The 13834-nt window shown below is 69.8% G+C and carries 17 protein-coding genes; 10 read left to right on the top strand and 7 right to left on the bottom strand.

Annotated elements, in window-relative coordinates:
• Nucleotides 1-16: 16 nt before the first annotated feature.
• The 6 genes from HLK59_RS30035 to HLK59_RS30010 form a co-directional block, all read right to left on the bottom strand.
• A complete protein-coding gene (locus tag HLK59_RS30035) occupies nt 17-1480 on the bottom strand; it encodes a HAMP domain-containing sensor histidine kinase (protein WP_171144687.1) in 1464 nt (487 codons plus the stop codon).
• A complete protein-coding gene (locus HLK59_RS30030) occupies nt 1477-2211 on the bottom strand; it encodes a response regulator transcription factor (protein WP_171144686.1) in 735 nt (244 codons plus the stop codon). Before HLK59_RS30030 ends, HLK59_RS30035 begins: the two co-directional genes overlap by 4 nt.
• A 91-nt stretch (nt 2212-2302) precedes the next feature.
• Nucleotides 2303-2470 (bottom strand): hypothetical protein, encoded by a 168-nt coding sequence (locus tag HLK59_RS30025; RefSeq protein WP_171144685.1) that lies wholly within the window; start codon nt 2468-2470, stop codon nt 2303-2305.
• A 28-nt stretch (nt 2471-2498) separates the two neighbouring features.
• The gene (locus tag HLK59_RS30020; protein WP_171144684.1) at nt 2499-3686 is read right to left on the bottom strand and encodes a trypsin-like peptidase domain-containing protein; all 1188 of its coding nucleotides are present in this window, start codon (nt 3684-3686) and stop codon (nt 2499-2501) included.
• A 142-nt stretch (nt 3687-3828) separates the two neighbouring features.
• Nucleotides 3829-4851, bottom strand: a complete 1023-nt coding sequence (locus HLK59_RS30015) for a LacI family DNA-binding transcriptional regulator (RefSeq protein WP_171144683.1) — start codon at nt 4849-4851, stop codon at nt 3829-3831.
• An 84-nt stretch (nt 4852-4935) separates the two neighbouring features.
• Complete coding sequence (locus tag HLK59_RS30010; RefSeq protein ID WP_171144682.1) at nt 4936-5715, bottom strand: response regulator transcription factor; 780 nt, start codon at nt 5713-5715, stop codon at nt 4936-4938.
• A 118-nt stretch (nt 5716-5833) separates the two neighbouring features.
• Between HLK59_RS30010 and HLK59_RS30005 the strand changes: the two genes are divergently transcribed.
• The 7 genes from HLK59_RS30005 to HLK59_RS29975 all read left to right on the top strand — a co-directional run bounded on the left by HLK59_RS30005 (nt 5834) and on the right by HLK59_RS29975 (nt 10819).
• On the top strand, nt 5834-6718 hold the full coding sequence (locus HLK59_RS30005; protein WP_171144681.1) for an alpha/beta fold hydrolase: 885 nt from the start codon (nt 5834-5836) through the stop codon (nt 6716-6718).
• Between the two features lie 37 nt (nt 6719-6755).
• Nucleotides 6756-7010, top strand: coding sequence for a MoaD/ThiS family protein (locus HLK59_RS30000; protein ID WP_171144680.1), 255 nt, complete (start codon nt 6756-6758; stop codon nt 7008-7010).
• 2 nt (nt 7011-7012) lie between these two features.
• The gene (locus tag HLK59_RS29995) at nt 7013-8077 is read left to right on the top strand and encodes a hypothetical protein (RefSeq protein ID WP_171144679.1); all 1065 of its coding nucleotides are present in this window, start codon (nt 7013-7015) and stop codon (nt 8075-8077) included.
• Nucleotides 8078-8186: 109 nt separating this feature from the next.
• Nucleotides 8187-8915 carry a DUF2993 domain-containing protein gene (locus HLK59_RS29990; protein ID WP_171144678.1) on the top strand — a complete coding sequence of 243 codons (729 nt, stop codon included), beginning with the start codon at nt 8187-8189 and terminating at the stop codon, nt 8913-8915.
• A gap of 375 nt (nt 8916-9290) precedes the next feature.
• On the top strand, nt 9291-10130 hold the full coding sequence (locus HLK59_RS29985) for a sulfurtransferase (RefSeq protein WP_171144677.1): 840 nt from the start codon (nt 9291-9293) through the stop codon (nt 10128-10130).
• A gap of 62 nt (nt 10131-10192) precedes the next feature.
• Nucleotides 10193-10480 carry a DUF1416 domain-containing protein gene (locus tag HLK59_RS29980; protein WP_171144676.1) on the top strand — a complete coding sequence of 96 codons (288 nt, stop codon included), beginning with the start codon at nt 10193-10195 and terminating at the stop codon, nt 10478-10480.
• A 78-nt stretch (nt 10481-10558) separates the two neighbouring features.
• On the top strand, nt 10559-10819 hold the full coding sequence (locus HLK59_RS29975; protein WP_171144675.1) for a DUF3099 domain-containing protein: 261 nt from the start codon (nt 10559-10561) through the stop codon (nt 10817-10819).
• 18 nt (nt 10820-10837) lie between these two features.
• Here HLK59_RS29975 and HLK59_RS29970 read toward each other — a convergent pair whose 3' ends face one another.
• The gene (locus HLK59_RS29970) at nt 10838-11200 is read right to left on the bottom strand and encodes a DsrE family protein (RefSeq protein ID WP_171144674.1); all 363 of its coding nucleotides are present in this window, start codon (nt 11198-11200) and stop codon (nt 10838-10840) included.
• A 100-nt stretch (nt 11201-11300) separates the two neighbouring features.
• Between HLK59_RS29970 and HLK59_RS29965 the strand changes: the two genes are divergently transcribed.
• Genes HLK59_RS29965 through HLK59_RS29955 form a run of 3 tightly spaced genes read left to right on the top strand, consistent with a single transcriptional unit; the run spans nt 11301 to nt 13755 of the window.
• Nucleotides 11301-12062, top strand: a complete 762-nt coding sequence (locus HLK59_RS29965; protein ID WP_171144673.1) for a hypothetical protein — start codon at nt 11301-11303, stop codon at nt 12060-12062.
• A 5-nt stretch (nt 12063-12067) separates the two neighbouring features.
• Complete coding sequence (locus HLK59_RS29960; protein WP_171144690.1) at nt 12068-12892, top strand: hypothetical protein; 825 nt, start codon at nt 12068-12070, stop codon at nt 12890-12892.
• Between the two features lie 47 nt (nt 12893-12939).
• A complete protein-coding gene (locus HLK59_RS29955; protein ID WP_240982725.1) occupies nt 12940-13755 on the top strand; it encodes a hypothetical protein in 816 nt (271 codons plus the stop codon).
• The last annotated feature ends 79 nt before the right edge of the window (nt 13756-13834 follow it).

Raw genomic sequence — 13834 nt, 5'->3', positions numbered from 1 at the left:
CGACCCTGGCCTGCGCCTACGTGGGCCCGCGCCGTGCGACCGGGTCGTCGAAGACGCCTCGGAGCGCGCGCACAGCGCCGCCCAGCGGGCGGCGCTTGCGGGCCCGGGCCGCGCCACGCCTGCCGTCGGCCCGTCCGCGACCACGGCCCCGGCATCCCCGAGGACGACCTCCCCCACGTCTTCGACCGCTTCTGGCGCTCGGGGAGCGCCAGAAGCGGTCGAAGACGTGGGGGAGTTCGTCCTCGGGGATGCCGGGGCCGTGGTCGCGGACGGTCAGGACGCCGTCGGGAGTCAGCCGGACCTCGATGGAGCCGCCCTCGGGGCTGAACTTCACGGCGTTGTCGAGGATGTTGACGACAGCGCGTTCCAGAGCGGCGGGCTCGGCACGGACGTACCAGGGGTGGAGGTCGGCGTCGATGGTCAACTCCGGCCCACGCAGCCGTGCCCGGCGCAGGGCGGCCTCCAGGGTGTCCTCCAGGGAGACGACCTGGACGCGTTCGCCGCGCTGGCCCTCGGACCGCGACAGCTCCTGCAAGTCACCGATCAGCGACGCCAGTTCCGTCATCTGCGCCTTCACCGAGGCGAGCAGAGCCTTGCGGTCCGCCTCGGGGATCGGGCGGCCGGTCTCCTCGCTGCGGGCCAGGAGCTCGATGTTGGTACGGAGGGAGGTGAGCGGGGTGCGGAGTTCGTGTCCGGCGTCCGCGATGAGTTGCTGTTGCAGCTCGCGGGAGTTGGCCAGGGAGGAGTTCATCGAGTTGAAGGAACGGGAGAGACGGGCCACCTCGTCCTCGGCGTCCTCCTCGACGGGGATACGAACGCTCAGATCCTCGGTACGGGCCACGTGTTCGACGGCTTCGGTGAGCTTGTCGATGGGCCGCAGCCCCGCACGGGCCACGGCGAGCCCGGCGGCACCGGCCCCGATGACTCCGACACCGGAGACGAGGAGGAGGATGAGGGCGAGTTCGTTGAGGGTGGACTGGGTGTTCTTCAGAGGCAGGGCGATGAGCAGGGCCGCGTCGGGCGTGCTGGAGCCTTCGGCGAACAAGGGGACGGTCGCGACACGCAAGGCGTTGCCGTCCTCGTCCGAGCCGTTGTGGAAGTAGATCTCGCCGGCGGACCCGCTCTTGATCACGTCCTTGTCGGATCCGGCGACATTGATCTTGCCTACGGAATCGCTGTGGACACAGACCTTTCCGTTCGCCTGGAGAACTTCCAGGTACGAGTCGTTCCGGAGCAGGCCCGTGCTGCTCTGCGGATTCTCGTTGCAGTTCCTGACGGCCTGCTGAATGGCCATGTCCTGCCCAGGACGCTGGACGATCTTCTGCAGGTCACCATCGACCTGGTCGTACAACTTCCCCTGCACGATGAACCAACAGGTAACCGAAACCGCCGCCACCGCGAACGCCACCGCCGCAGCGACCAGCAACGACAACCGCGTCCGGATGGGAAGCGTCCGGAACCGGTGCAGGACCCTGTTCACTCGGCCCCGCCCTGTCGCAACACGTACCCCACGCCACGCACCGTGTGCACGAGCCGAGGCTCGCCGCCCGCCTCCGTCTTGCGGCGCAGGTACATCACGTACACGTCGAGGGAGTTGGAGGACGGCTCGAAGTCGAAGCCCCAGACCGCCTTGAGGATCTGCTCACGGGTCAGCACCTGACGCGGATGCGCCATGAACATCTCCAGCAGCGTGAACTCGGTACGGGTCAGCTCGACGGGCCGCCCGGCACGGGTGACCTCGCGCGTCGCGAGGTCCATCCTCAGGTCCGCGAAGGTCAGCGCCTCGTCCTCCTGGACACCGGCCCCGGCGGCGGCAGCGTAGGAGCTGCGCCGCAGCAGCGCACGGACGCGGGCGAACAACTCGTCCAGCTCGAAGGGCTTGACGAGGTAGTCGTCGGCGCCGGCGTCGAGTCCCGTCACGCGGTCGCCGACCGTGTCCCGGGCCGTGAGCATGAGGATCGGCGTCGTCGTGCCCGCCCCCCGCATACGGCGCGCGGCGGTCAGGCCGTCCATGCGCGGCATCTGGATGTCGAGGACGACGAGGTCCGGCTGGTACGCCGTGGCCTTCTCCAACGCGTCCGCGCCGTCGACCGCGACCTCGGTGTCGTACCCCTCGAAGGCGAGGCTGCGCTGGAGTGCTTCGCGCACGGCCGGCTCGTCGTCGACGATCAGGATGCGCTGGGGGTCACGGTCGCCATCGGCGGGGCTCATCGCTCGCGGTTCCTCAGGGTGCGGTGGGGCGTGGGCTGGGTCGCTCTCAGCCTCGCATGTTTCCGGGCTGTCGGGCCAAGCTCGGAGTGGATCAGGTACGGACCCTGCGGCCGCGGGCGGCGCGGCGGGCGGCCGGGGCCGCGACCTCGGGTGCCCGCACCGGCGCCGTCGGCGCGTTCAGTTCGTACGCCACTTCCAGCGCGAGGGCGAAGCCGGCCGGGTCGTCGCCGGCCACCGTGTGGGAAACCTGCTTGATCATGACGTACTCCCTACTGGTCAGAGGTGATTCAGCTGTCGCTGCCGCCGGCCCGCAGCTTCGCCAGGTCGGACTTGACGGTGTTGATCGGGATGGCGAAGCCGAGGCCCACGCTGCCGGCGCTGGACGAGGAGGTGGAGTCCGCGGCCGAGTACATCGCCGAGTTGATCCCGATGATGTTGCCGTTCATGTCGATGAGCGCGCCGCCGGAGTTGCCGGGGTTCAGGGACGCGTCGGTCTGGAGCGCCTTGTACGTCGTGGTCGAGGACCCGGTGTCGCCGTTGAACTGCTGGCCGCCGAACTCGAAGGGCCACTGGCCGCTGCCGCTGCCGTTGCCGCTGCCGCCCTGGCTGTCCTGGCTCTGGCTCTCGTCCGTCGAGACGGTCACGTCACGGTCCAGGGCGGACACGATGCCGCTGGTCACCGTGCCGGTGAGGCCCTCGGGGGAGCCGATCGCCACGACCTCGTCGCCGACCTGGACACCGTCGGAGTCGCCGAGGGTCGCGGGGGTGAGGCCGGAGGCGTTCTCCAGCTTGATCAGGGCGAGGTCCTTGGCGCTGTCGGTGCCGACGACCTTCGCCGTGTACTCCTTGCCGTCGCTCGTCGAGACCTTGATCGAGGTGGCGCCGGAGATGACGTGGTTGTTGGTGATGATCTCGCCGTCGTTGGTGATGATCACGCCGGAGCCGGTGGAGGAGCCGTTGCTCAGCGTCGCGTTGATCTCGACGATGCTCGGGCTGACCGCCTTGGCGACCCCGGAGACCGTGCCCTTGTCGGCGGACGGGATGACGTTGGTGCTGGTGCTGCTGGAGGTGACCGTGTCGTTGCCGGTGAGCTCCTGGATGCCGTACGCCGTACCGCCACCGATCGCCGCGGCGACGATCGCGACGGCGGCGAGGAGGGCGAGGGGACCCCGGGTCCGCTTCTTCTTCGGTGCGGGGGCCGAGGGATCCACCGGGGCCGCGGTGAGGAGAGCCGTACCGCCGCCATGACCGCCGTGCCCGCCGTCAGCGGAAGCGGCAGTCGCGTAGGCCGCCTGCTGCTGAGCCGGCCACACGGTCGTACCCGGCTCGACGGTCACCGGCTGCGGCGCGGGCGGCTGCGCCGGCGGGGGCGGCCACTCCGGGTTCACGGGGGAGGAGGAGGCGTGCTGCTGGGCGCCCTGGTAGGGGTTCGCGTACTGCTCGTACTCGCCGTCGCGGCGGAAGCTCTCGGTCATGGCAATGAGCTTGTCGCCCCACCATGAGAGCTCCCTGAGTGCTCCCTGAGAACGCCGCCAGAACCTCGTTTGCCCGATATAAAGCCGGAACAGGGCGGGGGCGGAGTCTTCTCAGACAGGCCTCATGAAGGCTCGTGGAGCCTCAGGCGCAGCCGCAGGAGCGTCGTGCGACCAACCGCGACGGGAACACCTTCAGCCGCTCGCGGCGCGAACCGGCGACCCGCAGCCCGTCGTCGAGCACGAGGTCCACCGCCGCGCGTGCCATCGCCGGCCGGTCCGACGCGATCGTTGTCATCGGCGGGTCCGCCAGCGCCGCTTCCTTGATGTCGTCGAACCCGATGAGCGCCAGCTCGCCGGGAACGTCGATGCGCAGTTCGCGGGCCGCGCGCAGCACGCCGATCGCCTGGTCGTCGGTGGAGCAGAAGATCGCGGGCGGGCGCTGCGGCCCGGAGAGGACGCCGAGGGCGATCTGGTAGGCGTCGTAGCGGTTGTACGGCGCCTCGAAGAGCCGTCCCTCGGTGGAGAGGCCCGCCTCGTCCATGGCCTGCCGCCAGCCCTCGACGTGGTCGGAGACGGGGTCGCCGACGGCGGGGGTGTCGGCCGTACCGCCCATACAGGCGACGTACGGGTAGCCGTGCCCCAGCAGATGCTCCACGGCGGTCTTCGCGCCGGTGAGGTCGTCGAGGACGACGGCGACGTCGTCGATCGCCTCGGGCCGCTCGTGCAGCAGCACCACGCGCGCGTCCCAGGCCTCGATCTCGGCGGCGGCGAGGTCGCTGAGCGCGTGGGAGACGAGGATCAGGCCGGAGACCCGCATCCCGAGGAAGGCACGCAGATAGTGGGTCTCGCGCTCGGCGACGTAGTCGGTGTTGCCGACGAGGACCATTTTTCCGCGCTCGGCCGCGGCCTGTTCGACCGCGTGCGCCATCTCGCCGAAGAACGGCTGACGGGCGTCCGGGATGATCAGGCCTATGAGATCCGTGCGCCGGGACGCCATCGCCTGGGCGACCCGGTCGGGCCGGTAGCCCAGCTCCTTGATCGCGGCGAGGACACGCTCGCGCGTGGCCGGGGCAACCGGCCGGGGTCCGTTGTTGATGACATAGCTGACGACGGCGGTGGACGTCCCCGCCAGCCGCGCCACATCATCCCTGGTTACCTTGGCCACGCGCGGAGTCTACGCGGATGGACCCGCTCTGGGCAGGGCGTGAAGGAGCTTCCCTGTGCCCCGCCTGAGCGTTTCCGATGTCCGCTATACGTCGGCACTGACCTCGGCCGTGTCCAGGGCGGCCGTCTCGTCCGCATCCTCCGGCTTTGGCTGGGCGCTCTTGGACTTTGCCTCGTCCGAGACAGCCCCACCCTTCTCCGGCGTAACGAATCGATAACCGACGTTCCGGACGGTTCCGATGAGCGACTCGTGCTCGGGGCCGAGCTTGGCCCGCAGACGCCGTACGTGCACGTCCACGGTCCGGGTGCCACCGAAGTAGTCGTAGCCCCAGACCTCCTGGAGCAGCTGTGCGCGCGTGAAGACGCGGCCCGGGTGCTGGGCCAGGTATTTGAGGAGTTCGAACTCCTTGAAGGTCAGGTCCAGGACCCGGCCCTTCAGCTTCGCGCTGTAGGTCGCCTCGTCGACCGAGAGGTCGCCGTTGCGGATCTCCATGGGGGAGTCGTCGTTGACGATCTGCTGACGGCCCATGGCCAGCCGCAGTCGCGCCTCGACCTCGGCCGGTCCGGCGGTGTCGAGCAGTACGTCGTCGATGCCCCAGTCGGCGGTGACGGCGGCCAGGCCGCCCTCGGTGACGACGAGGATGAGCGGACAGCCCGGCCCCGTGGAGCGCAGGAGCTGGCACAGGCTGCGGACCTGCGGCAGATCACGGCGGCCGTCGATGAGGATGACATCGGCACCAGGGGTGTCGACGAGGGCGGGTCCTTCTGCCGGGGCCACTCGCACGTTGTGCAGGAGCAGGCCGAGAGCGGGAAGCACCTCCGTCGAAGGCTGGAGGGCATTGGTCAGGAGCAGCAGAGAACTCATACGGCTGGTTCCTCCTCGGTCCCGGCGAGGTCGTAGCTTTCGTATACAGGTGATCCGAAAGCACAAAAGGACCCGGGGGCTGCATTGCCCGAGTCCTCTGTTCAGGAGAATAGCCCACATGCGCATTGATCCGGCAGGTCGTGTGGTGCGATCCACCCCGATTCCGCACTCTGAGACGAACAGAGGCACACCTATACGGACGTTTCTGCACACCGCCGACGGTGTGACGATCGATTCCGTATACGATCCGCCGGCCGTCGTATACGACGCTTCCCCGTCACCCGCGCGTGGTCTCGCGTTCGTCGTCGCGCACGGTTTCACCGGCGACGCGGATCGTCCTCATGTTCGCCGGGTGGCGGAGGCGTTCACGCAGTACGGGGCCGTGGTCACGTTCTCCTTCCGCGGCCACGGAGCCTCCGGCGGACGTTCCACGGTGGGCGACCGCGAGGTGCTCGATCTGGCGGCCGCGGTGGAGTGGGCCCGGTCGCTCGGGCACACCCGTGTGGTGACCGTCGGCTTCTCCATGGGCGGTTCTGTCGTGCTGCGGCACGCGGCCCTGTACCGGCGGGACGGGGCGGGAGACGACTCGGGGCGCGAGGGGCGCACGGAAGCGCACTCGGACGGGGTGGTTTCGGTGAGTGCACCGGCTCGCTGGTACTACCGCGGCACGGCCCCTATGCGAAGGGTCCACTGGCTGATAACCCGCCCCGAGGGCCGTCTGGTGGGCCGCTACGGCCTGCGGACGAGGATCCACCACCAGGACTGGGACCCGGTCCCGCTGTCCCCCGTGGAGGCGGTCCCGAGGATCGCCCCCACCCCTGTCCTCATCGTCCACGGAGACCGCGACGGATACTTCCCCCTCGACCACCCCCGCATGCTCGCCGCGGCCGCCGGTGACCACGGCGAACTCTGGCTGGAGCCCGGCATGGGCCACGCCGAGAACGCGGCGCCGGACGAACTGCTGCGGCGCATCGGGGACTGGGCCGTCGCACAGGGCGGCTAGCCTGACCGTGTACACAGCCGATCGATTGAGGAACCGGATGCCCAAGGTCACGGTCCGCTACTGGGCCGCCGCCAAGTCCGCGGCCGGAGTCGCCGAGGAGGCGTACGACGCGGACACGCTCGCCGAGGCGCTCGACGCGGTACGCGGGCGACACCCCGGCGAACTCACGAGCGTCCTGCGGCGATGCTCGTTCCTCATCGACGGTGACCCCGTGGGCACCCGCGGACATGAGACGGTACGGCTGGCCGACGGCGGCACGGTCGAGGTGCTCCCGCCGTTCGCAGGAGGGTGACGATGACCGACCAGCCGTATGAGGGCCAGCAGTACCAGCAGGGGTACGACCCGTACTGGCAGCAGCCCCAGCCCCAGCAGCAGGCGTGGCCCGGGCAGCAGCAGGGGTACGAGGACCCGCAGGCCGCCCAGCAGTACACCCAGCAGTGGCAGGGACAGACCTGGGAGACGCAGGTCCAGGCGCCGGTCGCGCCGGCCGCGGACCCGTCGTACCTGCCGCAGCAGGGGTACGCGCAGCCGGTGGCCCCCGTGGCGCCCGCTCCGGAGACCCCCGCCTCCTCCGGCTACGGCCCCGCCAGCCTCGGCGGCAACACCCGGGTCACCGACGCCCAGCGCGCCCGCCTGGAGGGCCGCTCCCCGATCATCGAACCCGGCATGCAGCCCGCCGCGCTCACCGCGCTCCTCGGTCTGCTCCTCGCCGGCACGGCGGCCGTCGGGTCGTACGCCCTGCTCGTCCCGCTGGTCCTCCTCCAGGCCGTGACGGCGGCCGGCTGGTTCCGGCTGAACGGCATGTGGCCCGCCCGGCAGGGCATCGCGCTGGCGTTCCTGGGCGCTCTGGTCGCGGACGCGGCGCTGCTGGCGTCCGACCACGCGCCGTCCGCGATCCTCGGCACGCTGGGCGTCTGGGTGCTGCTCTCCCTGGTCCTCCAGCTGCGCTCGCACGCCGACGCCGACACCCGCATGTACGGCCTGATGGCCACCGTCGCCTCGGCGGCCCTGGCGATCATCGCGTCCGGCTATCTCGCGGCCGCCGCGGACGCGGTGACGGTCGGCGCGGCCTCGGTCGCGGTCGCGGTGCTGGCCCGTGCGCTGCCGCTGCCGACGCCGGCCTCCGTGGTGGTCTCGCTGCTCGCCGCGGCGGGTGCGGGCATCGCGGTCGGCGGAATGACCGACCTGGGCTCGGAAGGCGCGCTGCTGGGGGCGGGCGCGGGGGTGTGCGCGCTGATCGGTCACCGGGTCGCGAGCTACGACTACCCGTCCCGTTTCGTGCACTTCACGGCGGGCGTGGCCCTGCCGCTGGCCGCCGCGGCACCGGCGGTGTACCTGCTGGGGCGGGCGCTCGGGTAAAGCCCTGGCCTGCCTTGTCACAGGTGATCGACAAACTCCCGGTCGGCGCCGCGGCCGGAGTTACGGTGACTGCCGGACGTAGACCGCCTAGGTGGGGGAACACCAAAGAATGCGCGCACTGCGAATACTTCTGATCGTCGTCGTCATTCTGGGCGGCCTCTTCGTGATCGCCGACCGTGTCGCGGTCCACCTCGCGGAGGGCGAGGTGGCGGACAAGCTCAGGACCACCGAGAACCTCTCCGCCACCCCCGACGTGTCCATCAAGGGCTTCCCGTTCCTCACCCAGGTCGTCTCCGGCGAGTTCGACGACACCGAGATCGGCATCAAGGACTACGAGGCCGCGGCCGGCACCACGGGCGACAAGATCCGTATCGACGACATCAAGGCGAACTTCAAGGACGTCGCCTTCTCCGGCGACTACAGCTCCGCGACCGCCGCCACCGCCAGCGGCACCGCGAGCATCTCCTACGACGAGCTGCTCAAGGCCGCCCGGTCCGAACCGACGGAGATCTTCACCGGGGTGACGGCCGAGGTCGTCGGCCTCTCCGACGGAGGCAACGGCAAGGTCAAGGTGAACGTCAAGGTCACGGCCCTGGGCAAGTCGACGACGTACCCGGTGCTCAGCACGGTCACCGTCGACGGCGACACCGTGAAGGTGCACGCGGACAACCTGCCGAACCTGGTCGTCGAGGTCGCGGAGGGCAAGGTCCGTTCGATCACCGACTTCGAGCAGAAGATCGACGACCTGCCCGGCGGTGTGCAGCTCGACAAGGTCGAGGCGGCGCCGGACGGTGTCGAGGTGACGGTGAAGGGTTCGAACGTCAAGCTGGCCGGGTAGGACGTAGGACGTCCGACAGGCGAGACGGTCATGTCCGTACCGCAGATGTGACGACGGCTACAGCCGTCGGGAATCCGCGCGGGGACAGCCCTCTCGGTTGATCGATCCCACATTCCGGACGATCGCATCTCACCATGCGACACGCCGGTGACATGCCCCGCTGTCCGTCCCTACGATCGACAGCATGAAGCGACAGGCGGATCTCACGAAGCGGCGGGCAGTAGACCTGTGCCGCGTCGCCGCCATGCTCTGTCGCCCCTTCTGAGCGGACGGCATCGACCTCCGCATCCCCTCGCCCTGGTGTCCCCAGGGCATCCGTGCGCCCCGCGCACCCTTCCGCACGCCCCGCCGTAACTGCCCCGGAGGAGAAAGAGCATGAGCCGCAGCGACGTCCTGGTCGACGCCGACTGGGTCGAGGCCAACCTCGACAACGCGAACATCGCGATCGTGGAGGTGGACGAAGACACGTCCGCCTACGAGAAGAACCACATCAAGAACGCGATCCGGATCGACTGGACGAAGGACCTGCAGGACCCGGTCCGCCGTGACTTCATCGACCAGGAGGGCTTCGAGAAGCTCCTGTCGGCGAAGGGCATCGCCAACGACACCCTGGTGATCCTCTACGGCGGCAACAACAACTGGTTCGCGTCCTACGCCTACTGGTACTTCAAGCTCTACGGCCACGACAGCGTCAAGCTGCTCGACGGCGGCCGCAAGAAGTGGGAGCTGGACGCCCGCGAGCTGGTCGAGGAGGTCCCGACGCGGGCCACCACCGACTACAAGGCCAAGGCCCAGAACACCGCGATCCGCGCCTTCCGCGACGACGTCGTGGCGGCCATCGGCTCGCAGAACCTCGTCGACGTCCGCTCGCCCGACGAGTTCAGCGGCAAGCTGCTCGCCCCGGCCCACCTCCCGCAGGAGCAGTCGCAGCGTCCGGGCCACGTCCCGTCCGCCCGCAACATCCCGTGGTCGAAGAACGCCAACGACGACGGCACCTTCAAGTCGGACGACGAGCTCAAGGAGCTCTACGCCGACGAGCAGGTGGACCTGGCGAAGGACACCATCGCCTACTGCCGCATCGGTGAGCGCTCGGCGCTCACCTGGTTCGTGCTGCACGAGCTGCTGGGCGTGGAGAACGTCAAGAACTACGACGGCTCCTGGACCGAGTACGGCAGCCTGGTCGGCGTCCCGATCGAGCTCGGCGCCAACAAGTAAGCAACCCCGCCCGACCCGACCGGCCTTCCTTCCGGTCAGACCCTCTGAATCTGGAGAAAGACATGTGTGGAGCGAAGGCCGGCGGCCCGGACGCCTCGACGATCAAGCCCGGTGAGACCACGATCCAGGGCCAGGTGACGAAGGACGGCGAGCCCGTCGTCGGCTACGTCCGCCTGCTCGACTCGACCGGCGAGTTCACCGCGGAGGTCCCCACCTCCGCCACGGGCCAGTTCCGCTTCTACGCGGCCGAGGGCACCTGGACCGTCCGCGCCCTGATCCCGGGCGGCACCGCCGACCGCACGGTCGTGGCCCAGCAGGGTGGCCTCGCCGAGGTCGCGATCGCGGTCTGAGGCGACGCTGAACGACTGGAGGGCCGCACCCCCGCTCGGGGTGCGGCCCTTCGGCCTGGGCGGACCTACCCTGGACGTATGTACGCACGGCGACGCCACGCCTACTTCGCCATGATGGGGATCTGCATCGCCCTCTTCGTCCTGGCCTGGAGCGTCGTACGCCTCTGGTCGGTCCCCGTGGCGGTCGGCATGTGCGTGGTCGCGATGCTGATCCCGCCGGTCGCCGCGATGGTCGCCAACCGGCGTGGCCCTGAGGACCGTTGGTGGGACGACCCGTCCGGTGACCCCAAGTCGGACGAGTGGTGGGACGAACTGGACGGCAAGAAACGCCGCCCGTGAACGCCTGCCCCACCTTTCCTAGTAGACGAGCGCCTGGACGCCGTCGGTCAGCGCCTCCTGCACGAACACCTGCGCCCCCGCGATCCGTACGCCCTCGATGACGTCCTTCTCCGTGATGTCCCGACGGGCCGCGCACTGCGTGCACAACGTCAGCGTGCCGCCGGCCAGGATCGAGTCGATCAGGTCGGGGAGCGGGGCCGCGTGCGGCAGTTCGAACTCGGCTGCGCGGCCCGGGAGCGCGAACCACGCGGACTCCCCGGTCAGCCACAGGGAGACCTCCACCCCGCTGGCCACGGCCACCGCCGCCACCGTGAACGCCTGCGAGCAGCGCTCGGGGGCATCGGCCCCCGCCGTCACCTTGATCACGAGCTTCTTCGCCATGGCTGAATCGTAATCATCCCGCCTACAACCCAGGTCATCGGCGGTGAGTCTCCTGTGCGCGCATACGGAATGCGCACTTCACGTTCTGTGGGGGGACGTCTTGGAAGTACCTGATGTTCAAGAAGTACCGATAGCGGAGGAGGCGCCCGAAGCACCCCGTCCGCGCCGCCGTGGCCGTACGACACTCCTCATCGCCACCGCCGCCGTCCTCGGCACGGTCGCCGGCACCTGCACCGGCTTCCTCGTCCAGGCCGACCGCGAGCCCACCAGGCTGCCGTCGCTGTCCCAGCCCGCCGTCAAGCAGGCCAAGGGCGAGGTCGAGCCGCTGTCCGCGGCGCAGGACCGCCGGGTGAAGACCGACGGCGATCTGCGCAAGCTGCTGCTGAAGAAGCCGAGTGGCTCGAAGAAGGCCGACTGGCTGGACGACAGCGACGGCTGGATGAGTCTTGCCGCCTACGCGGACGCCTTCGAGAAGCCGGACGGCGCCTTCTCCGACCTCGTTCGCGACGAGTTCCGGCGCGCGGCCGTCACCGGCTGGGAGAGCGGCAACCAGTCGGTGACGATCCGGCTGATCCAGTACCGGCAGGAGGAGTACACCGCGGCCTCCGACGCCGCGAACGACGGTCAGTACTGGGCGGACAAGGAGGACTCCACCGACAGCTGGGTCGTGCCGGGGACCGAGGACGGGATGGCGTACGTCCACCACGAGCCCGAGACGGAGCCCGGCTACCTGCCGCTCTACAGCGCGCAGGCGCATGCCTGGCGCGGTGACGTGGCGGTCGAGGTCTGGGTCTACGACACCAAGCCGATCACCAAGAAGAAGATCATGGACCTGGCCGAGCGGCAGATGGAGCGGCTGTGAGCGAGATGCCCGAGACCGCTGAGGCCGCCGAGCCCCTTGAGGTCGCTGAGAGCCCGGAACCCGCGGTACCCGCCAAGAAGCCCGTCCGCCGTGGCCGTATCGCCGCCATCGCCGGATCCGTGCTGCTGACCGGTGCCGTCGTGGCCGGCGTCGGCGCCACCGTGGTGACCGTGGACGGCGCCGACCGCGACGCCGGTGCCCCGCGCTGGAAGTTGCCGCAGCTCAAGGCGGACACGGACGAGACGAAGGCGGCAGATCCCAAGGGGCTCGCCGGCGTGCTCGTGCCCTACGGGACCAACGGCTGGAACCGGGGTCCGGACCTCGCCGAGTTCGGCTCCGACGTCGAGCTCAGCGGCGCCCAGGCGACCGCACTGCGCAAGGAGTCGCTCAGCGGTCTGCCCCGCACCCAGCGCCGGCAGCTGGAGAAGCAGATCGACAGACAGCGCATCACGGGCATGGCGATGCGCAGCTATGTCAGCACGATAGGCAGCAACGCCAGCGGGATCGGTGCCTCCACGGTCAGCATCACGCTGTCCCGGATGGAGAAGCGGGCCGCCGCCAAGGACATCTCGACGTCCCAGAACGCCTTCCTCGACGCCCTGGACATCTTCCGCCAGGGCCCGAAGATCAAGGGCTTCAAGAACGCCGAGTGCTTCCTGCCGCCCAAGGACGCGGACGAGGACCTCGACATGATGTTCTGCTCCGCCTACCAGGGCGACATCCTGATCAGCGCCACCGCCGACGGGGTCAAGCCGTTCGACACCAAGACGATCGCGGGGCTGCTCGCCGAGCAGCTCGACCGCATCGCAGAGCCGGGGGAGGCGGTATGACCGAGCAGACGGAAACGACCGAGCAGCAGGACCTCGTGGTGCCGCCGATGCCCGAGGCGTCGCCGCAGTCCGTGGCCCCGCCGGCCCCGTCGGCGCCGAAGGACCGTCGCGTCCTGCGTGCCGTACTGCGCTGGACCGCCGCCGTCGTGGTCTTCGCGGTGGCCGGCACAGGGACGGCGTACGGCATCACCCGGATGGAGCGGACGGACGTACCCGGACTCGCGACCGAGTCGGACGGGCGCTGGGAGTACCCGGACATCGTCAAGCCGCCGCTGCCCTCCGGCAGCCCGGGGCCCTTCGCCGAGGAGAACACGGCCGGCTCGCACCACGCCGATCTGCGCGAGCTCGTGCTGCCCGCGCCCGAGGGCGCGAAGGCCGACAAGGCGCTCGACGGGAAGGACGGCTGGCTGGCGACGAAGGACTTCCTGGCGGCGTACGAGTCGAAGGACGAGCGGGAGACCATCGGAACGCTGCTGACCGACCACGGGCTGCGGCACGTCGCCGCCCGCGGCTGGACCACGACGGATGGCACGCGCACCCGGATCTACCTGCTCCAGTTCGACACGGCCGCGGTGACCGAGAGCCTGGAGCAGAACTACTTCTCCAGCGTCATGGCGCCTCCGTACGCCCTGAAGGGCGCCACGCAGAGCCTCATGGACGAGGACTTCCCGACGAAGGTGGTCGTGGAGGACGTACGGCGCTACCCGTACACCGAGACCAAGCCCTACGGCGCCGAGCACCTCCGCCAGGCCTACCTCGTCTCCGGTGACGTCCTCGCCCTGGTCGTGCAGTCCAGGAAGGGCGGCGCCGCGGCCGTGCCGTTCCAGCAGACGGTCGTTCTCCAGAGCCAGCTGCTCGGCTGAGGCGTACCTCGCAGAGAAGGCAGGGCCCCGGCCGACTAAGCTGGGGCCCGGCCCATGTACTGCCCACCCTCGCTCACCG

This window comes from Streptomyces sp. S3(2020) (genome assembly GCF_013044505.1).
Lineage (GTDB): Bacteria > Actinomycetota > Actinomycetes > Streptomycetales > Streptomycetaceae > Streptomyces.
This window is presented reverse-complemented; position numbering and strand designations above follow the sequence as displayed.